Below are 20279 nucleotides of genomic sequence, written 5' to 3'. Positions count from 1 at the left end.
ATCAGTTCTTGGGTTTAGTGCTTTTTATAAATCCATAATATGAATCATCAAAAAGTAATTGATTATCAAAGAACTCTCTAATTACATGAAAAGTTAAATAGTAATTTATTCCTGCTGACCATGATTGCCACACCAATGTTGGTATCCGCCCTTTCTTAAACCAATAATATTCTTCTACACAAAGGTTTAAATAATCCTGAATTATCTGTTCTGAAGTTTTATTACCCGACACAGTGTTGCCCAATGTTACGTTATTTAAATTTTCGTTTATTTCATCAAAACGCTTATTAAATTCGGTAAATAGTGATTTAAATATCAAATCAGAATCAATCCAGTATTTAATTAAACCAAAGTACAGTGTTGAAATTGCAGCAGCGGCTGGGATCAAGGAAACGTAAGTAATGCTAACTACTAACGTCGGTAAGGAAAGTAACACGCAAAATAAAAATGAAATAATTATGGTTGCTATTTTAAACCGATCCATCTTGTTTCATCAAATTTAATTCCCAGCCTTTTCCTATTATTAATTTTATACAATCAAGTGTTTCTTTCTCACTAAACTTTTCTGCCTTATTTTTAAAGTGAGTAGTAACCAAATCAATCTTCCATTCAGCCATTGATTCTCTTACAGCCTTTAAATCAGTAGATTGAATATCTTCTATTACCTTACATACTGTTGCTAATAATTCAATTTGGTGTGATCTTTCTTTGCCTGAATAAACTAAAAAAATCTCCGACAAATCATTGACAGCATTGTTTAATTTATGAGTATAGGGATTGATATATTTGGTTAGACTATCTATGTCGTTAACTGCAATGGCGTTATCCTTTTTGGTGAAAAATTTAGAATTGTTAATCGCTTTTTTGATCTCAGGTGGGTATGGCCCTAAATGCCATCGTTTGTACTCATAGTAAGTAGGTATCTGGTAGACCTTATCTAATAGATAGGCATACTTTGCGATGGTCATTTCGCCATGATTAATACCTTTATCTTTTGACGCTGCCGCAACTATACCTAAAAGTTGCATTTGATAGAAGTAAGTATTTTTAGGTTTGTATAGTGGTTGAACTTTCGCGTTTACCAATTTACCTTCAAAAGCCTTTTTCAAAATACTTTGTCTTAATGCTTCCCCTTGTTGCAAACTATTGGTTATCGTTTCTTCAATTTTATCGCATACACTTAGACGACTTTCTATTTCTTGTACTACCTTGTTTTGATCTTCAATAGAACAAACAGTAATAATTAATTCTTTTAGCTCGTTAGCATTAATGTTATTTACACCGCTCGTTGATTTGGCTTTGTCTTCTATTTGATTTCTCAAATTGCTGGAAGAAAGTATATATGATAGGTATTTCGGATTAACTAACTTTTTTATTGGTCGTAGTCTAATTAGATAACCTGCATAGAGGTAATTCTCTTCTTTCTTGGTTATTAAAGCGCATTTACCAACAATACTTACACTGCCATTTGATCGTATTATTAGTAAATCGCCATCCTTTAGATTATAAGCATTAATTTCCGACTTATCAAATTCTGCAAATTTTAAATCCGACGCATTTACAATGCCATTAATAATGTTCGGTATCCTTAAAACTCCTCTTCCGATAGGTGGATAATCGCATTTTTTTGACGTTCCGTAAGTCGGTTTTTCAATTACCGTACCCATAGGCAATTCTGCCCATCCCTCCGGTAACTCTCCGTCCTTAATATTATAATTCGTCAACTTACCCTCAAACGCCCTTTTTAAGACACTCTGCCTGTAAACTTTAAGTTGTTGCTGTGCCGTTTTTAAATTTTCAATTCCTTTGTCCAGTTCGCTAAATAACTCTTCTATTTTTTCAACGATAAGTAGTTGTTCTTTAATTATAGGAAATGGAATAGTTATTTTTAAAAACTCAGGAAATTTTAAGTTTCTAAGATTATTACTGCCATTTTGGAAATTCACAATTTCACCGGATGAATAAAATAATTGAAGATAAAGGTTAAGGTACTTGGAATTAATTGTTTTTAGAGGTCTGATAAGCCTCAAAAAATTCGTGCAAATTTTGGGAGTTTCTGGTTCAAAGCTTAAGGCTGCTTTATCAATTAAAATCGTTCGCCCGACAGGCTGCTCTGGTCCACCGCCTGATATTTCAACTAAAATATCACCTTCTATGAGTTTACGTTTAGTTATATTGTTTTTTTTTATTTTCCGTAGTGAAGCAGTTTTTCCTTTATCTTCAGCCCAATTCCTTATCTCCGAGCCTCTAATACAATACGCCAAGTCCATTCCTTCGTCCTGATGTTCGGGATTTTTACCCCAATCACCACCAATGTAGTATTCTAATAGGCTTTCTAACGAACCTTTATCCCAACCAATTGCTTTCTCAAGTTTCATTATGCTGCCAGTACTTCGTTCAATTCGTCAATTATCTTGCTTGTATTATCTCCAAATAATTGCCACATCTTACCTAAACCACCTTGTTTATTAAAAGGGTCAAGCTCAAAATCATCCTGCTCTACATGGAAGCTCGAAGCAATGTAATCTTTAATCATACGTAACCACTGCATTTGTTCTTCGTTAAACTTCAATGTGCCAGCTTGTTTAGTAAATACCCATTGCTGAAAATTTAAATCAACCGTTTTATCATAAACGGTTAAGCTTTCATCAATACCGCTAATCTTGCGGATCAGCGAAACTAAGGCTATTAATTCGTTTTTGGGTTGATCGTTTACCTTTTCTAATTGGGCATAGGCACGCCATATATTTAACGGTGCCAACAGCGGTTTGCTAACTTTAATAGTTTCCACCAGGTCTTTAATCATCTTGTAGGTCAACTCACGCCGTTGGTACGGTTGCCCGTAAAATAATTGCAGGGCTGTTATTTCTGACTTGTTATCTTCAATCCACGTTTTAAAATCTTGTACCAGTCCTTCGGCTATAACTACGTTATCCTTAACCCAACCAATGTTTAACAATTCATCGGGATTAACATGGTCAATTACCTGATCATATTGCTTACGTATATCAATCACATAGTTACGCAGTTCAAAACTGTTGAATACCTGTGTGGCTTGTTCAATTAATTTATCGTGCTGTTCTTTAAATAAAATTTCCCTTTCAGATGGTGCAGCGCCCGGCATTTGCTTATCAATGCTCAAACGGATGCTTTCCAAAGTATCGGGATCGTAAGCATTTAACAATTGCTTAACCACATAGTTGATAGTTTGCCCTTCTGCCTTTTCGGCAAACATCATCTTTTCCTTTTCGTTAATCAACTTGTCCAGGCGGATTAACCTATTGGCAAGCGTTGTTAGCATATCCTCGTCGGTATTACCCATGTGTACACTTTCAATCACTTCTTTTAAAGATAGTCCCGGTTTTTTCTCTAATGGGCGGCTATCTGTTTTCTGGCTCTTCTCTACACCAATAGCATCTATAATTACAAAATGATCTTTCGTGAATTTTGCGCCCGGTGTACCTGTAGCTTTTAACTCTTCCAGGCTGCAAGTACGTGTACCTCGGCCTTTCATCTGTTCATAATAGCTACGACTCTTTACATCCCGCATAAACAACAATACTTCAAGGGGTCGTATGTCGGTGCCGGTGGCAATCATATCAACTGTAACGGCCACACGAGGGCAATAGCTATTACGGAACTGTTGCAATATGCTTTTGGGGTCTTCCTCGCTGCGATAAGTTATTTTTTTACAAAATTTGTTCTCTTCGGCAAATTCCTCGCGTACAATATTTATTATATCATCTGCGTGGCTATCGCTTTTGGCGAATATTAGCATCTTAGGTACTTCAAAGCTTTCGGATGCTGATTCGGTAGCGGGAATAAGGCGATCAGGAAACATAACAGGCAATTGGTCTTTAACCGCCTTTATAATCATACGCAATTGGTTCGGGTTTACAACCTTATCATCCAAATGTCTGCCGGTGTATTCAACTTCCTCATCTAATGTATTCCAGAATTGCTTGCGAGTGAGTTTTTCCCGCCTGCCTATATATTCACCAAGTTCAATTTTTGAGCCTTGTTGAGTTACTTTAGTTACTATCTCAAAAACATTGTATGGTACCAATACGCCATCTTCTACCGCCTTCTGGTAACCATAATCACACACCAAATTTTGATTGAAATATCCGAAGGTGCGGTTATCAGGCGTAGCGGTTAATCCGACTTGAAACGCATCGAAATAATCTAACACTTGTTTCCAAAGATTGTATATACTGCGGTGGCATTCGTCAATTACAATAAAGTCAAAAAACTCCATTGGAGTTCTCTGATTGTATATGACGGGTAATGGTTCCTTGACTATTGTTTTTTTCTCGTTTGGATTTTCTTCTTCGTCCCGCTCGTCTAATTCAGTCCCTTTTAGAATAGAGTATAGTCGTTGTATTGTGCTGATATATACCTGACTATCTCCAGGAATAAATGAACTGCTCAAACGTGTTACAGCGTATAGTTCTGGAAACAAACGGTTATCATCCTGCGGTTGGTAACGTTTAAATTCCTGTTCGGCTTGTTCTCCTAAGTTCTTGGTATCAACTAAAAATAATATGCGTTTTGCTTTGGCAAACGTTAATAGTCTATAGATAAACGAAATAGCTGTAAAAGTCTTACCCGATCCTGTAGCCATCTGTATAAGTGCTTTTGGTCGGTTATCACGAAAAGATTTTTCAATGTTGGTAATTGCCGTTACCTGGCAATCTCTTAAACCATCGGTTTCTAAAACTGGCGTGTTATGCAATCTTGCCCTAAGTGTTTTATCCTCCTTCAACCATTGTTGAAATGTCTCTGGCCGATGGAAAGTGAATACAGGTCGGGAACGGGGTTTTGGATCGCGATAATCTGTAAACCGTGTTAGCTCCCCGGTACTTTCGTAAACAAATGGTAGGGGATCATTATTAAGGTACTTTAGCTTTGATGTAGCATATTCAACTGATTGCTCTTCTACTACAGTAAGTTTTAACCCTTCATCTTCTCGTTTGGCTTCTATTACACCAACAGGCTTTTTATCTACAAATAAGATATAATCTGCTGGGCCTGTTTCAGTTTGATACTCTCTTACAGCGACTCCAATACCTGCACTAAGATTGATTTGCTTTTTACCCTGTATCACCCAACCGCAAAGCAATAATTGCTTGTCGATATTATCACGGGCTAATTGTTCAGGGTTTTGGTTCATTAATTAAAGTAAGGTTTGTGAATAAAAGTAATATTTCCATACGATATTGCAGAATAAAGGTTATAATTTATCAAAATAGACCTTTCTTAAGTATGCAGGTATGTTATGAGCGATAGCGAATTTCATTCCTGCAAGGGCGGCGAGGCTGGAGGTGGAATGAAACCCGGCGCGATAGCGCGTGATGTAATGAAGCCACCTGCCGCAGCCGCTTTGCCTCAATTGGCATCAATAAAATGACCTAATACCCAATCTTTATCTACCGTACTCCGGGACACTTTTTCATGTAGTGCAATTTTCTCTATTTCCTTCTTCAGTATCATTAATATTGTTTGTCCGTTAGATTAAGCAATTCATCTTTGCTAATATTCAGCCTCAACTTCCAGCCTGTTACAAATTCGCCTTTCTCTGTCCCTTGTGAATCAAAAAGGTTATACTTATCATTTATCTGCGCTTTAGCGAAATCAATAAATTTATCCATTAATGGCTTTTCAAATAACTCCACCAAAAATCCTATTCTTTTTGTAGCAGCGCTATTGCCAACCGATCTGCAATAATTGATCATTTTATCAGCATCAATCTCTGCCTGGTATAAAGCCCTTATTAGTTCAGCATAACCACCAGAATATTGTGGTTGATCAAAACAGTCTATAATGGTCTTTTCAATATCCGTTATAGGATATTTTGTGTTGCCATAGCCGTTGTACATAATACCGGTACGCTTACCAGGATTTATAGTGACAAATTTATAAGGGGTTCCTAAAAGGGCCTTATCGGTTTTCCTTTGCGTGGTCTGTATAAATATTGTGTTAGAAAATTGCTCGGTTAAACCATTTAGATTTAAAGCTGACCAATAAGCCACCGCGCTGTTTTTTACCACAAATGTGCCGATCACATTTTCATCACGAAAATTAATTTTGCAAAACTTACCCCGTTCTATCCGTGAAATCAGTTCTTTATGAACTAAATTTTCAAGAACTTCGTTGAGGTTGTCAAACTTTCTATTGATTTGGTTCTCAATTTCATCAAATTTAAACAGCTCAATTTCATAATCATCCAGCAACTTCATAAATTCAAGTTGTTGCTGTGTTAAGTTGGATGATATGTAAACGCTATGTGCCATATTACTTCGAGTGTCATTATAAGACCTAAAAAATGGGTCTTATCGTTACATTAAAAGTAAATATAGGTAGTTATTTCTAATAAACAATAACTATTTAGAGATTGATCCACAAACAAGCAGCCGCTTAATGACTGCTTGTTTACCTACTGATCTATTTGATAAGTTTATTCAACAACAAATAAACCATAATTAAAAAAACAAAACCCAACACGCCCCATACCATTATTTTGTAATATTCAGGGCTTCTCATTTGTTCAGGGAATATTTGAAGCCTTATTTGCTTAGTTACCGGCTTGGGCCCCTTTTCAATAGTTTGATTTATGGTTAACAAACTACTGGCTAATGTTTGATTAACCATCGAAAGATCTGGTTTTGGTGCCTGCACCTGTATATTGCTAAACTTAGCTTCAAAACTATTAATCAATCTTTCAGTCTGCTTTTTACCAGTCTCTATAATCCTGTCTTTTTCATCAAGCTTTTCTTTTTGCATACTCATAAAGTCCTGCATTTGCTTATTGTGCAAAAAGACCTCTTTAAGCATTTCTGTTAGCGTTATATCATCCATTGGTGTTTCTTCCTGTGTCTTCATATTGAAATTCCTTTCGAATAGTTAAGTTTTTGTTCCTGTTCTTTAATTAATTCTTGCTGTTGCTTTTGTTCTTGTAGCCGTTGCTGCTGTATTTGCTGTTGTTTTAATAACTGTTCCTGTTTAAGCTTCTTTTCAATATCCATCAAAGCATAACCAACCTGACTGCCTTTGAAACGGACTTGCTGCTTATCTATAAATGCAATACCTCGCCCAAGCTCTACGGAATAACCTTGCTTTTCCATATACTTTTTTAATGCTGGTACATCTTTACATTGTTTAATAGCCTGTAATAAATGATTTTTTAAAACCTCCTTTCGCTGGTCAATCCTTTTCTCTTGTGATACTCTTTGTTCGGGTCTTAAAAATTTATTGGGACTTAATACTTTGGTTAGTTTATATTCCAGTTCCATCTTCCGGCAGTACTCTGCCATGCGTTTATAGCTATTGCTGTCACTGGCTGTTTTGCCATCATAACCGATACGGTTGGCGACAACATGCAGGTGCTGGTGTTGCCGGTCACTATGCTCAATCACAACATACTGGTTATTATGAAACATAAACTCTTTAGCCAGCTTTTCAGCCATGTCAACTTTGTCCTGAGGATTCAATTTGTCCGCATCACCGTGCGCAAAACTGACAGCTAAATGAAACACGGGCTTACTGACATTTGGGTTAAGCTTACTCACTTCAATAAAATCACGGATCAGTTGCCGCTTATCACCAAAACATTGGTTGTAAGCAATCACCTCTGCTTGTTTCTTTTCCATCTCATGTAACTGCATCGCCTTAGTTTGTTGCAAACGACCTTCAAAAAGATAGTTTAGGCACCCCCGAAAACTTTTGCCAGTTCCTATTTTACCAATCATGATATAGCGTTTTTAATGTCCTTAACCAACGTTTGCAGGCTCCTGATCTCTTGGTTAAGCAAGGCTCTTTCCATCCCGTTGAGATCATTTCCTTGGTTATACTTTTTAGCAAGCTGGTTTATATTGGCAGCTATATGATTCAATGTTCCTGTCAATTGCAACACTGACCTCGGTAGCGTTCGTACCTTGATCACCGCCCGATTGTGTAAACCAAGATCACGGAGAAATACAGATACTGTTTTCCCAACATTCCGGGCATTTGCCTGGATAATCTTTTTCTCTAAAAGGTTGCACATAACACTTAGGGCTTCACTTTTTTTATGCGGCACCTTAGGGCGTCCCCCCTTGTTGATTCTTCCTTTTTTTTCCTCACCAACCGCCTTACCTGTCTTTTTGATTAAGCCTTTCATAAGATTAACTTCTTTAAAATATCCCCCCCGAATGCGATAGCATGAGTGGGGGCCAGCAAGTTTCGGCAAGGCCGAAACATAGCTGGCTCCACTTTGGGGCTAATGCCCCTCGTGTTAGCCGGATACTTCGTATCCGGGCCTTGTAACCTTTCCATTTGGGTAAATTTATTTCGGGCTAAAGCCCGAAATGCTTATTTGTTTAATAGGTCGGCCTTTTTCGAGAGGCGGTCAACTGCTGTACCGCCTCTTCTTTAATTTCGTCCGCTGTCTTCTTCCGGCCAGACTTAATCCATTCCGTCAATTCAGATCGATAGAAATACAGCCGCTTGCCGCGCTTATTCACGGGGATTTCTTTACGGCATACTTTGCTGTAAATTGTAGGTACGGAGAGATTTAAAAATTTGGCAGCGTTAGAAATGGTCAGGAGTTCTTCGTGTCCTGGTAGCTGCTCATGCTGATGAAGTAAAAGCTGTTCAATGCTTTCAAGCTTATCCTGAAGTTTGCTTACCGCTAGCGGTAATTGGTCAAATGTTAGTGTTTCCATTGCGCATTATTTGTTTAATGCTGCAATTGTAGTGGCTTGTTTTGCTGGGTTACAAGAGGGTAAACTGTAACCTTACTGCAACCCACTCATTTCTTTGTTATCTTTTGTTACGAGGCGTAGGTAGGATATAAAATTTATCCTCCTTTTGTTCAATTTTAAGGATAGGGGATTTGCAGGGTCGGGTTTTGGTAGACATTAGACCGTTGAGATAGCCCTCTGTTAATTCCCTTGCTTCGGCTTGATTAGAAAGATAGTTAAATTTAGGAGCGATCCATCGCTCCAGGTCTGCCATCTGGCAACCTACGATAAGCCGAGCATCAAATAACTGTTTGAATGCATCGGCCAGTTGATTGCCAAAACCGCGGAAAACCAACGGTCTGTCCGGTGCCTCATCTGATAATAACAGTCTTTCAAGTTTGGGGTGATCTGCGGAAACAAAATACTCTCTTAATAAGTCGAGCAGTTGCGAGGCTATACCTGGTTTGAAAGTCGGGTAGCGACCTATTGATTTAGTGGGTGTTTCATTTTCAAACCCCGCTTCCGGTTCTTTACTTATTTCTGATTCTGTCGGCTCATCAGTCTGCTTCGCTTCCTGCTTTTTATCGTGAAGTGATTTTTGAAAATCTTCAAATGAAAGATGTTCTTTGATCGAATTTTCAGCATCATAGATTAGTTCCATCAAAAACTTTTCGCGCAACTTAACAGAATCGCCCAGGTCTTCAGCAAATTTGGAGGTGACTTCTATATCAGCGCTGTCAGACTGAAGATTATTCACTATGAACAAATACTCCAAACGGGCAGAAAAAATAAAAGAGCGATCATAAACCAACTTCATTTCCGAATAGTGCTGATTATAATTACCCCAAAACTCTTTAAACCGGCTGCGAACTTTAGACAATTCAGCCAATTGAAGTTTAATGCGCTCTTTATCTAACGTAATCAGATCAATAAAAGCCATGTCCTTTAACACCCTTAATTCGCTCCTATAAGAAAAGGAATCATAGTATTGGGTTTGGTAGGTTAAATCATAGGCTTTAGCACACTTCTTTTCAGTCGTGCCAGAATCCATCTGCATATCATCTTCGACAATATGCAGGTCAAAAGTTTGAATACGGATTAAAAATTCTTTTAGATGCTGCATGTGCGTGCAGATTATACACTCAAATTTAAGTATTATAATATTCCCATAAAAACGTTCAAGATGCTTAGGGCTAAAACGAAATAAATTTAATCAGTAACAACTTACCTCTTGATAATATTACCGATCTTCGGCGTGATCTGAATTGTGAACTTTCTGTTTTCAGCTTCATTCAACTCTCTAGATTTTCCAAAGTATCCACTTCCAGTAATTAGAATCTCACAGTTTTTAAATGATTTAAAGTTCAATCCGTTTTGTTGCCAAAGGTTCACTAAGGATAGAGATCTATTATAACTCAATACGTACCCAACGTCAGGCATTGTTATGAAATTCCCTTGGGTACGCTGCGTATTGCCTTCTACAATGACAAGATAATTAACGTTTGGGTTTTCTTTAGTAAGTTTTGTCATCAAATCAAAGATATTCTTCCCCGCTAAAAGAAGATCATTCTGGAGTGCTGTAGGAATATCATGTATATTTGAACTATTGCCTTTGAAATTTACGTCAACCTTTAATTTGTATCTTTTATTTCTTGTATCGAAGACAAAATATCTTTTGTCTAAATTTTTTAAAGCTTCCTGGATTTTATGAATTTCATCTAGCTCAATCTTGGCAGCTGTAAGTTCTCCGATCATTTTCGCTTGCATTGTATACACAAGTACAAAAAGTACAAGCATGACGAAAAACAAGCTAGTCATCAGGTCTGAATAGCTTAGCCAAAAAAAGTCCCTTTTCTTTTCGTTAGATTTGCTCATTCAGATTCTCCAGTCTATTATTTGACTTATTCATGGTGATCTTTAGATCTTTTATTGCGTCTATTAGAGCAACGTTGGTCTCTATAGACTGTTTCTGTGCGTTACGGAAATCGTTACTCATGTCTGCGATATGGTTTACTAGAAGACTAAATTCTTCTTTTTGAATTTTAGAGTTTTCGACAAAAACCTGGACGGCGTTTTGAATTTCGTCAAGTCCGGAAAAGAAATTATTGTTGCTGCCAACAAATGCTTGTATTTGTTCTGTTGAAATCTTGAAATAACTGTTGAGCTCCCTATAGATCACACTTATATCTTCGTTAAGCTCATCAACTTRCGATCTCCATATTTCACGATGATCATTTATTGTGGGAAAATGTTTTTCAAGCGAATCCTTAAATTGCTTTTGTAGCTCGACATTTGCCACGGATTGTCCGGAAAGAATTTTTAGATTGCTGTTAAAATCTTTAAATTGTCCTATTATTTCATTCATTTCGCCAGCAACTGTTTCGGTCTTATCAATGTAACCGTTTAATCCTCTCTGATATTCTTGAAATCTATCTAGATGCTCTGCTGAGTCTTTAAGATCCACAAATACTTCGGCTATTTTGGTTGCTGTTTTGGTCAGACTTAGTTTATTTATTTCTTCAAGTACTGTCTGTTGCTTCTTTAAGTTTTCATTAAGTAGTTGCCCGGAATCTTTATAGTCACCCATGTTTTCACCAAATTTTTTGATGAAATGATTTAGAACATCTTTAAAGCTTCCTAACGACTTGGATACTCCAATATTTAGAAATGGTAATAGTTCTCGTTGAAGGAAGTCGTAATAATGGTTTCTGTCAGTATCGTTGCGGTAAGCGGCTGGTTTGTAAATCAATGCTGAATTAACTACTGTAAACGCAAGCCCCACTAAGCTGGCAACCATTGCTGCAATAACACCGTTAAGCAGGTGACTTATGCTATCTGAGGAGATTGTCGTAGTCGTCCCTGCTATAGTAGTAGTAAAATCAATTCCAGAGAGGCCAATTATAATCCCAATAAACGTTCCAGCTAATCCGATATACAATGGCACATTTATTAGGTTTCCTATTTCGTTATCAACTTTTTCCACATGTCTTTCACAAGTATCTTTCAGGATTCCAAAGTCAGCTGAAGCACCTTTGTTTTTGCATAAATAAGCATTGGTAGATTTTATAACCTCAGAAAAGTCGATGTGCGTTTTATGTGTGTCTACTGGAATGACCAAAAGTTCTACAGGTTCAGCATCGGGTTCGTTTCCTACTAATAAATGAGTGTCAGATAATGAGTCAAGGTATAATTCAAATTGCTCTGGATCAGCCATCACATCTTTCGTTATAAAGAATGATTTAATTTCTATGTCTTTAAACGAGCTTGGGAAAAACGTCTTATACGCACGAATCTTTTTCATAACGTGTGCAAAAACAAAAATTTGCAAGGCAATCAGGGCGATAATAAATATAATTTCGAATGTCATTTGCTTAATTTAAAATAATGTATTTTGATTTGGATCTATCTTTTTTCTGATAGTCCTATTATCATTTTTTAGTTCTACTTGTGTATTTTCCTTTTTCTCACCATTTTGGTTATTGAACTGTTTGTAAAGCTCACTTGCCTTTGGATAATTACCATCAACAAAAGACTTAACCAAAAATGCATGGGATAACGGTTTTTTGTAATTCAGGACATCACAATTTGTTTCATAGTCCAAAAGGACAATATCTTGATGTATTGCAGCATCTTTTAACTTTTCCAATATAGATGCAACTTTATTTTCAAGTACCCATAAATAGGTTGGAAGATATATCTCAATCCGGGCCTCAATATAACTCAACAACTCCTTTCCTAAAAATCCTTTTCTATGCCCTAACGGTTTTCCAAACTTCCTTACTGTTCTTTTGAGATTTTTCATTGTCTTATTCTCGAATACTGACTTATCCACGTCTGCACCCTCAAAAACTTTTAGTCCCTGCCATATACCTTCAACAGATTCAGCCATCATTCCATCTGAAAACGGAACTGGAATCTTACTGTGCGGATAAAATGGACTTAGTTTCACCAATGACGTGGTTGCCTTTGAAGTGACATCCAATATCTTGGCATTTGGATATCGGGCTGCAAGTGTTTTCTCACTTTTCTTTCTACTATCTACATAAATCATACTAAAACTCGTTAATATTTAAAATGAACTCAGCAGGTATCCATGTTTTTACCATTACTTCGGCCTGATAATATTTTACTTCTTCATCGCTTAAATTAAAATGGTTCACATGCCTAACTAATGAAAATCTTATTCTTTTGAAATCTTCGATTTTTGATCCCGATTTATGACCTGTTTTAGTTGCATTCATGTCTGAGAACCTTGTTTCTTGAAAGAAGCACACTTCACGGTCTATTTTTAAAATCACTGGATCTTTTATCCTGTCTTGCTTTTTTGCAACAAACATCATCGGATGATTGATCGTAAAAGAAACTCTAACAAAATCCTCTGAATTATATCTTCTGTCTAGCTCTCTGGATTGTATATCGCCTCCTGGAAAAGGAATATCAATATTATTTCTTTGTAAATAATGCCAAGAATATAGTCCTCCACATTCTTTAATTGATTTTAAATTAGCCCTATCTGTAAAATGGTAAAGTTGAGTAATACTATTTTCATTACACACATTTTCAAAGTCCATCCAATCAATCTTCTTAGTTAGTAAATTCTTCAGCTTTTCTTTCTCTGAATCCTTCTCTGCAGCTAGAAGTTTTTTAATAGCATCCTCATTATCCTTCTCAACTTTAATCGCTTTTAATCGTTGGTTTTCAATTTCTTGATGACGCTTAACTTCCTCTAAGTGTTTTCTTAAAACCTCATTCTGAGCTTTTTCAATTAACACAAGCTCTTTATCCCTAATCTTTTGTTTAGATTGGTTTAGTCTTAGAGTTTCTTTGTAGAATGTTGGTTTTATTTCTAAAGCAAGTTCAGAAATCAACGCTTTTGCTTCCGTTAATCTATTCTGAGCAATTGCTCCTTCAAGGCGATTTAATTTTTGTTTTATTTTGCCTTTTTCAACTTCAATCTGTTGTTGCTTTTTATCAAGTCTTGCCTTATGAAGGCTCAGTGTACCATGAGCCTTTAACAAATTCTCTAATTTTTCACCAGATTGAGGATTTTCGAAAATCCGAATCTTATTTTGGTCTCTTAATCCTACACCATTTCTTGTCCCAAGGCTTATCATTGTTCCAATCTTATCGTCTATAAATGATAGATCAGCGTATTGTAGTTCGGAAATTTCATTCATTGCGAAATTCAGAAGTAGTCGTCTTTTTTCCAATTCTAATAATTCCGCCCTAAAATTGGCAAGGTCATTATGATTACTTCTGCTGAATAAAAAAATATTGTTTTCATTGTAAAATGATAAAATTGCTTTTGATGTGGCATTTTCAGCTAGTTGATCAATAATTAATGACTTGCTAGCATCATCTTTAACTTCACTATAATTTTGCAAAAGTTCAAACTCATTGAATGAAGTTTCAAGAATCGCTTTTTGCTCTGTAAAAAAATCTTTTTGCTGTGGGGTTTTCTTCGAAAAGAGCAACTTTAACCTAAGCCATAATTTCCTAATAAAGTTCATTTGCTTGAACGCTAAGTTAAAATTGATGCTTCTTCAACAGATTACCATTTATGTTTTCTCCCAGTTTCGTCAAAGGTGGAATCAAATATGTATCAATCTTTGTATTTGCTTCAATGAAGCTTACTAGTCTTTCGATTTCGTAACTAGGGTTTCTTCTAAACGCAGAATAAAGAATTCGATAGACACGCCATCCAATTCTTTCAAGAAATTCCTGTCGTTCAATATCGTACGCGACGTCTTCTGGGAGTGAATGGAAAGGGTCTCCATCGCATTCTATAGCTATTGTTTTGCCGTTGTTAAAAACTACTAAGTCGATTTTGAAATTAACGTAGACATTTTTATTAAGTTTCTGATTGAAATATTGTTCGTCTTCTTTGACCTTATATTGTGGCTGAATGTAGTTGTAACCATGCTCTATAAGACTTTTTGCTATATCAGCTTCAAACCAACTGTCGAATGGCGTCGGAACGTTGAGGCGGTCTCTTTGAATATTAAAGTTATCAAGAATAAGAGGCTGTAATGGTTTGACATCTGAGTAAAAGAAATTTATTATTTCCCTTCTAAAGTCTTGTGGAGCTAAATTGTCATTTTTAACCGAATGAAAAAGTATCATTTGCTCCTTAGCTCTACTTAAAGCCACATTTATTTTTCTCTTTTTGTCATCATCATTTATAATTGCTGTTGGTTTTGCGTTTTTATTATTTATGCTAGCTTCATAATCTAATGCTACACCAAGTGAAACTAACATCACATCCCGCTCGTCGCCTTGGAATTTTGGGGAATCTTCAATGATTATCTTAAAAGAATCAATAAGTTCGCTTCCAAATTCAGCAACAAGATCTTCTTTTACATCTTTTAATTTTTCAGTATGTTTTGTATAGCCAAGACTTACAACACCTATTGATTTTGTTTTGTAATTGGGATCAGTTAGCATTAATTTCAAACATTCCTTTATTTGTAGAATTTCCTGATGTACGATATTATCCTCTGAAATTGCATTATCTACAAATACTGTTTTTTTGGGAGGCAACCTATTCGAATTTAGTTGCTTTAAGGGTCTAAGTGAATTATTATAAAAATAGTTTTTAGAGAATTCGATCAGTTCTGGCACACATCTGAAATGTTCCTTTAAGGTGAGATTGGAAGTTCCTGCAATCATTTCCGAAAGGTTAAATAGACTGTTATCGCTTTTAATGTGAATGACATTCGGTCCCAGAAATTCTAAATATTTATTTTTTATGGAGTCGAAATCATTGCCATCTGCAGCAGTTAGACTAGATGGAGAAGTTTGCTTGTCATCTCCAACGATTATAATGGTTTTTCCGTAATAACCGAGAATAAGACTATTGAAATCTAGCTGACTTGCTTCATCGACAATAATGCAATCAAATATCTCGGGCTCATGACCTACACTGTTTAGCACATCGTTAAACTTCATTACCCAACAGGAGAGTTTCTTCGATATGGCTATGCTATTCTTTCTACAAAGAATTTGATATCTGACCTGATCACGTATCTTTCTATTACTTTGGCTTAAGTTATACTTATATTCTTTTAGAACATTGATAAACTCGTCAATCTCATCATCATCAAATTTTTTCTTGAAGTTGCTTTTTCCAAGATCGAATAAAATTTCACATTTCTTTTTTGATATTTCATTATTTAATCTTGAAATTTTTTCTGTACTGGCCTGTAAATTTATAGATAACTTATATTCTAGATATTGATTTGTCACCGCATAATCAATATTCTCAATTGTAAAGTATTCGGGGTTAATGTTTTTAAGGTCTGGAAATGTATTTGGCAAATATTCAGTCAAATAAGAAACAATTCTGCGGAATTCATTTTCCTTTAGCAAGCGTTCATTGAAACTCCGTATTTTATCTAGTAAACCTTGATATTTATCCTCATCTTCAATGTCATATATAGGGAGAAATTCCATAAACAGGTGTTTTAGCTTAGATCTTTCTATAACTATATTGACTCCTTTTAGGATTTCAATAAGACCTTGAATTTTGGAGTCCAGTTGCACTAAGTCTTTAAGATCTTCCCTATACATAATCGCCCTCTCTCTAATACCGTCAATATCTTCTATTGGAAGATCAATGAATCGAGAAAAGTTAACTAGCCCAGGGTCTAATCTCGTTTTGTTCAACAACTGTTTATTTCTTTCGATCTGAGCCAGGATGTCCTCAAATTGACTAAACTTTTCGTTAACGTTTGCCCGCTCATCTAGCACAAAAATAAATCCTGTATCTTTTAGAAGTTTGAATTTCCTACCAAGAACGGAGATTTTTTCTATTAGCGATTTAAGCTTAACTATTTCATCCCGTGTGTTACACTTTTTCCCATCAATGGTAAAGTCTTCTAAATACGCCACTTTCTTAAATGACGCAGTATATCTTTTAAAAAAACTTACAGTTTGATCTGTTAAGTGAGACTGATAGGTTTCAATGTCTAAAAGATATCTGGTTTGATTTTCGATGATTTCAGAATATGCCTTATTGGTGGTAAGATCACAACTTTCAAAATTTGAATGTAGTGAAGCAGACAAACGATCAATTTCCTGAGCTGACTTCATAACTAAGTCAGAATTTGTAAAATCTTTTATTTGCTCAATGATACGGTCTAAATCTATGCTAAGCAGCTTATCCCGATTTTGTATATTTAACCCTAACGTTATACTTTTCGTTTGATTCTTTTCCTTCAACTGAAAGAGCTGCCTAAAATCAAAATCCTTTAATTTATTGTAAATGCTTTCCAGGTCAATATCCAGCGAATCGGAAGTTGAAATTTCATAATCACTTAACTTTTGATATTTTATTAAACTGATTTTTAATTTTTGAAAGTCGACAACATTAAATTCAACTAGGTTATCCTTGATCCAATTGAACTCTTTAGGATCTTTCTTAAGGAATTTTTCGACTATCTGATATGGTCTTAGATTAGAAAAACTTTCGTTTAAGCTGACTGTCGAATATTCAGATTCTAATGAGTTGATGATCTCGCCTTTCGATTTTACGTACGCCGCTTTGAGCTTATCCAAATCCAACAATTTGTTATCAATGTTTACAATGTAACTTTTGGTCAACAAATCTGAGATTCGTTCAATGCTATTTGAAAGTGAAAATCTGTCTTTTTTGTTTTCAAGTTCTATTTTTGTAAAAATGAGATCGTCAAAGCTTTCAGGAATTTTCCCAAGAAGGGATTCCAATGCCTTGTCAGTTTGAGCGGTAACCAGCACCCGTTTTCCTTGTGCCAATAAAGTACATAAAATATTAACAATTGTGTGGGATTTCCCTGTCCCCGGTGGACCGGTAACAACTGTTAATCTATTCTTAAGATAATTTTTATAGATACTTTTCTGTTCCGTATTGTATGGAAGCGGAAAAAAGACCGAAAAATCTTCTTCGGCATTTAAAGAAGAGAAGCTCTCTTTGTTTTCTTCATAAAGCTCATCAATAAAGTAATTTTGTTTCGGATGACTGTTCTTATACAAAGTAGATGGATCTCGTACTAAAAAATTGAACAATGTGCCAGTTTCTGGGTTTAAATCGTTATGCGCAATAATAGAGTCTGTCAATCTTTCAAAAAAACGAGGTTTCTGATATTTAATATTAATTGCTGGCGAAAAACTGATTCTAAAAAAATCTTCCCTGTATATGTCACTTTCGGGTTTATTAAGAGAAGTTTCGAAAGCGGAACTATCTGACATCTTTTGGAGACTATTCGAAATTAATTTTCTAAAATCTTGCTGGTATATGTATTCAAACCCGAGTTCCTCAATTTTCGCGTCAAATATTTCTATGATATTTAATAGTACTTCTTTCTCAATTGGCGCGTTATTCAAAAAGAAAAAATCAGCGTATGGCGTCCCGGATTCAGAAAAGTTTAGGCTAATTGAATTTTTGGAACTAATTTCTAATGTTAAAGGAAAATGAAAAAGATGTTGATTGGTTTTCGAAAAATTATTTGAGCTGTTTTTTTTTGCGTACTGTATTAAACCGATACTAAGGACTATTTCAAGATTGGAATCATTTTTTATATCATTATATGCTCGAAAAAGCTTTGAATAAATCTCTTTACCCCTTTTATAAGTTTTTATCTTTTCAGCGCTAATTTCACCTTCCTCGGAGCTTAAATAAAGGCGTAATGATTCATTATCATTGTTTTTACTAGAGAAAACGTTTTTGGCGAAATCAAAAAAAACATCTTCGGAAAATATATCCGAAATAGTAATCTCTGGCAGTAAAGGTTTATCCAGAGTAAATATTTTTTCAACTTTAGTAAATTCCGGAGTAAAAAGTTTAGGTAAAACTGAATTGCACATCCCTGCATCTAAAAGTTTTTCGATGTCATTTAACCAAATGAAGTTTGATGCATTGCTACTAGCAAGTATATCTTTGATACCTCGCTCGAGAAGTTTTTTGTATTCTTTAAGAAAAGTTATATAACTTTTTACTGCGTTCATGATAAGGACAGGATTAAGCGACTCTAAATTTAGAAGAAGCTACTCATTAGTTCTTAAAAATTTAAACCGCACTAATATAATCAACTTTATGTTTTGAAAGCTTGCAGTATTCAATTCTTTTAATTATAGTAAGTTAACTAATCTCCTGAAACTATTTTGTGATACCAATTTTATTTAACCTCTGATAGAATTTCAATCAGTAATAAGTAGCCTAGTTTCGTTAGACTAAAACAGGATACCGAAAGTTCCCTAGCTAATACCGCATTTTATTTGATATATCATTCAGACATTAATAATAAAATGATTTTTGTTAATAGCAGCACGTGAAATAGCAAAACGAGGTTTAGAAAACCCTTTCGGCGCGATTCTAAACTTAGAATAATAGCCTAACGAAATACTTTTTTTTCAAAAATGTGTGAGAAATGTGTGAGAAACAAAAAACCCAACTCGCCAGAGTTGGGTTAAATCATTGATTTTCAGGCTCCTGAGGCTGGGCTCGAACCAGCGACCCTCTGATTAACAGTCAGATGCTCTAACCAGCTGAGCTACTCAGGACTATTTTCCGTTTGGAGTGGTGCAAAAGTATAATTTCTCCGGATATTTCACAATATTTGCGCAAAAAAATTTTAAAATATTTTTACATGAGTTTGTTAGTTATTGGTACTGTGGCATTTGACGCTATTGAAACTCCCTTTGGGAAGACAGAAAAAATCGTGGGAGGGTCTGCAACCTTCGCAAGTTTGGGCGCATCTTACTTTTTTGATGATATAAATATCGTTGCTGTGGTGGGTGATGACTTTCCGCAAAGCGAGATTGAAGACCTGAATAATCACAATATTCATACAGAAGGATTGCAAATTAAAGAAGGAGAAAAGTCTTTTTTCTGGAGCGGCAAGTATCACAATGATATGAACACCAGGGATACGCTGGTTACCGAACTTAATGTTTTGGCCGATTTTGACCCAATCATCCCCAATACATACCAGGATTGCGAGTTCCTGATGCTGGGCAATCTTTCTCCCCAGGTACAGCAAAGCGTTATCAACAGGCTAACCAAGCGCCCAAAACTTATTGTGATGGATACGATGAACTTTTGGATGGACATTGCCCTTGATGAACTTTTAAAGACCATCAGCATGGTTGATGTTTTAACAATTAATGATGCCGAGGCCCGTCAGCTTTCTGGCGAGTACTCACTGGTTAAAGCTGCCCGCAAAATATTAACCATGGGCCCAAAATACCTGATCATCAAAAAAGGCGAACACGGAGCCCTGCTTTTTCATGAGGATAAAATATTCAGCGCACCTGCCTTACCACTGGCCGAAGTATTTGACCCTACAGGCGCTGGCGATACTTTTGCCGGAGGATTTATAGGCTACATGGCCAAAGTTGGCACAGTGAGCTTTAATAACATCAAAAACGGAATCATCTTTGGGTCTGCACTGGCTTCGTTTTGTGTTGAAAAGTTTGGATCTGAAAGATTGAGGAATTTAACACAGGAAGAAATAGTAGCCCGCATACAGGAATTTATAAGCCTGGCAAAATTTGAGATATAAGAAACTCAACTAAATCCTCTGG

16 protein-coding genes and 1 tRNA gene are annotated in these 20279 nt (G+C 35.8%); 2 read left to right on the top strand and 15 right to left on the bottom strand.

Annotation, left to right across the window (positions count from 1 at the left end):
* Nucleotide 1 precedes the first annotated feature (1 nt).
* Genes AC1D0K_RS19645 through AC1D0K_RS19635 form a run of 3 tightly spaced genes read right to left on the bottom strand, consistent with a single transcriptional unit; the run spans nt 2 to nt 5173 of the window.
* On the bottom strand, nt 2–484 hold the full coding sequence (locus AC1D0K_RS19645) for a hypothetical protein (protein ID WP_477398707.1): 483 nt from the start codon (nt 482–484) through the stop codon (nt 2–4).
* The gene (locus tag AC1D0K_RS19640; RefSeq protein WP_477442504.1) at nt 471–2378 is read right to left on the bottom strand and encodes a restriction endonuclease subunit S; all 1908 of its coding nucleotides are present in this window, start codon (nt 2376–2378) and stop codon (nt 471–473) included. The genes AC1D0K_RS19645 and AC1D0K_RS19640 overlap by 14 nt, the downstream gene beginning before the upstream one ends.
* Nucleotides 2378–5173, bottom strand: coding sequence for a type I restriction endonuclease subunit R (locus AC1D0K_RS19635; protein WP_477398313.1), 2796 nt, complete (start codon nt 5171–5173; stop codon nt 2378–2380). The genes AC1D0K_RS19640 and AC1D0K_RS19635 overlap by 1 nt, the downstream gene beginning before the upstream one ends.
* Before the next feature lie 105 nt (nt 5174–5278).
* On the opposite strand from AC1D0K_RS19635, the gene AC1D0K_RS19630 reads away from it, so the two are divergent.
* Nucleotides 5279–5410 carry a hypothetical protein gene (locus AC1D0K_RS19630; protein WP_477398311.1) on the top strand — a complete coding sequence of 44 codons (132 nt, stop codon included), beginning with the start codon at nt 5279–5281 and terminating at the stop codon, nt 5408–5410.
* An 82-nt stretch (nt 5411–5492) separates the two neighbouring features.
* On the opposite strand, the gene AC1D0K_RS19625 is transcribed toward AC1D0K_RS19630, so the two are convergent.
* The 12 genes from AC1D0K_RS19625 to AC1D0K_RS19570 all read right to left on the bottom strand — a co-directional run bounded on the left by AC1D0K_RS19625 (nt 5493) and on the right by AC1D0K_RS19570 (nt 19256).
* The gene (locus tag AC1D0K_RS19625; RefSeq protein ID WP_477398309.1) at nt 5493–6293 is read right to left on the bottom strand and encodes a type IV toxin-antitoxin system AbiEi family antitoxin domain-containing protein; all 801 of its coding nucleotides are present in this window, start codon (nt 6291–6293) and stop codon (nt 5493–5495) included.
* A 151-nt stretch (nt 6294–6444) separates the two neighbouring features.
* Nucleotides 6445–6882: a hypothetical protein gene (locus AC1D0K_RS19620; protein ID WP_477398307.1), complete on the bottom strand. Its 438-nt coding sequence runs from the start codon at nt 6880–6882 to the stop codon at nt 6445–6447.
* Nucleotides 6879–7748, bottom strand: a complete 870-nt coding sequence (locus AC1D0K_RS19615; RefSeq protein WP_477398305.1) for a relaxase/mobilization nuclease domain-containing protein — start codon at nt 7746–7748, stop codon at nt 6879–6881. The genes AC1D0K_RS19620 and AC1D0K_RS19615 overlap by 4 nt, the downstream gene beginning before the upstream one ends.
* Nucleotides 7745–8158 (bottom strand): plasmid mobilization protein, encoded by a 414-nt coding sequence (locus AC1D0K_RS19610; protein WP_477398303.1) that lies wholly within the window; start codon nt 8156–8158, stop codon nt 7745–7747. Before AC1D0K_RS19610 ends, AC1D0K_RS19615 begins: the two co-directional genes overlap by 4 nt.
* Before the next feature lie 199 nt (nt 8159–8357).
* Complete coding sequence (locus tag AC1D0K_RS19605; RefSeq protein ID WP_477398301.1) at nt 8358–8702, bottom strand: helix-turn-helix domain-containing protein; 345 nt, start codon at nt 8700–8702, stop codon at nt 8358–8360.
* A 97-nt stretch (nt 8703–8799) separates the two neighbouring features.
* Nucleotides 8800–9843: a hypothetical protein gene (locus AC1D0K_RS19600; RefSeq protein WP_477398299.1), complete on the bottom strand. Its 1044-nt coding sequence runs from the start codon at nt 9841–9843 to the stop codon at nt 8800–8802.
* A 101-nt stretch (nt 9844–9944) separates the two neighbouring features.
* Nucleotides 9945–10595 carry a hypothetical protein gene (locus tag AC1D0K_RS19595; RefSeq protein ID WP_477398297.1) on the bottom strand — a complete coding sequence of 217 codons (651 nt, stop codon included), beginning with the start codon at nt 10593–10595 and terminating at the stop codon, nt 9945–9947.
* The gene (locus tag AC1D0K_RS19590) at nt 10582–12087 is read right to left on the bottom strand and encodes a hypothetical protein (RefSeq protein WP_477463093.1); all 1506 of its coding nucleotides are present in this window, start codon (nt 12085–12087) and stop codon (nt 10582–10584) included. Before AC1D0K_RS19590 ends, AC1D0K_RS19595 begins: the two co-directional genes overlap by 14 nt.
* A 9-nt stretch (nt 12088–12096) precedes the next feature.
* Entirely contained in the window at nt 12097–12771 is a 675-nt protein-coding gene (locus AC1D0K_RS19585; RefSeq protein ID WP_477398293.1) for a DUF6939 family protein, read from the bottom strand.
* A gap of 1 nt (nt 12772) precedes the next feature.
* Nucleotides 12773–14230 (bottom strand): DarT ssDNA thymidine ADP-ribosyltransferase family protein, encoded by a 1458-nt coding sequence (locus AC1D0K_RS19580; RefSeq protein WP_477442501.1) that lies wholly within the window; start codon nt 14228–14230, stop codon nt 12773–12775.
* A 16-nt stretch (nt 14231–14246) separates the two neighbouring features.
* Nucleotides 14247–18701, bottom strand: coding sequence for an AAA domain-containing protein (locus AC1D0K_RS19575; RefSeq protein ID WP_477463092.1), 4455 nt, complete (start codon nt 18699–18701; stop codon nt 14247–14249).
* A gap of 481 nt (nt 18702–19182) precedes the next feature.
* Nucleotides 19183–19256 (bottom strand) — tRNA-Asn (locus AC1D0K_RS19570).
* A gap of 86 nt (nt 19257–19342) precedes the next feature.
* On the opposite strand from AC1D0K_RS19570, the gene AC1D0K_RS19565 reads away from it, so the two are divergent.
* A complete protein-coding gene (locus AC1D0K_RS19565) occupies nt 19343–20257 on the top strand; it encodes a PfkB family carbohydrate kinase (RefSeq protein ID WP_477396965.1) in 915 nt (304 codons plus the stop codon).
* Nucleotides 20258–20279 lie beyond the last annotated feature (22 nt).

Source organism: Mucilaginibacter sp. P1_A3 (genome assembly GCF_056406855.1).
This window is presented reverse-complemented; position numbering and strand designations above follow the sequence as displayed.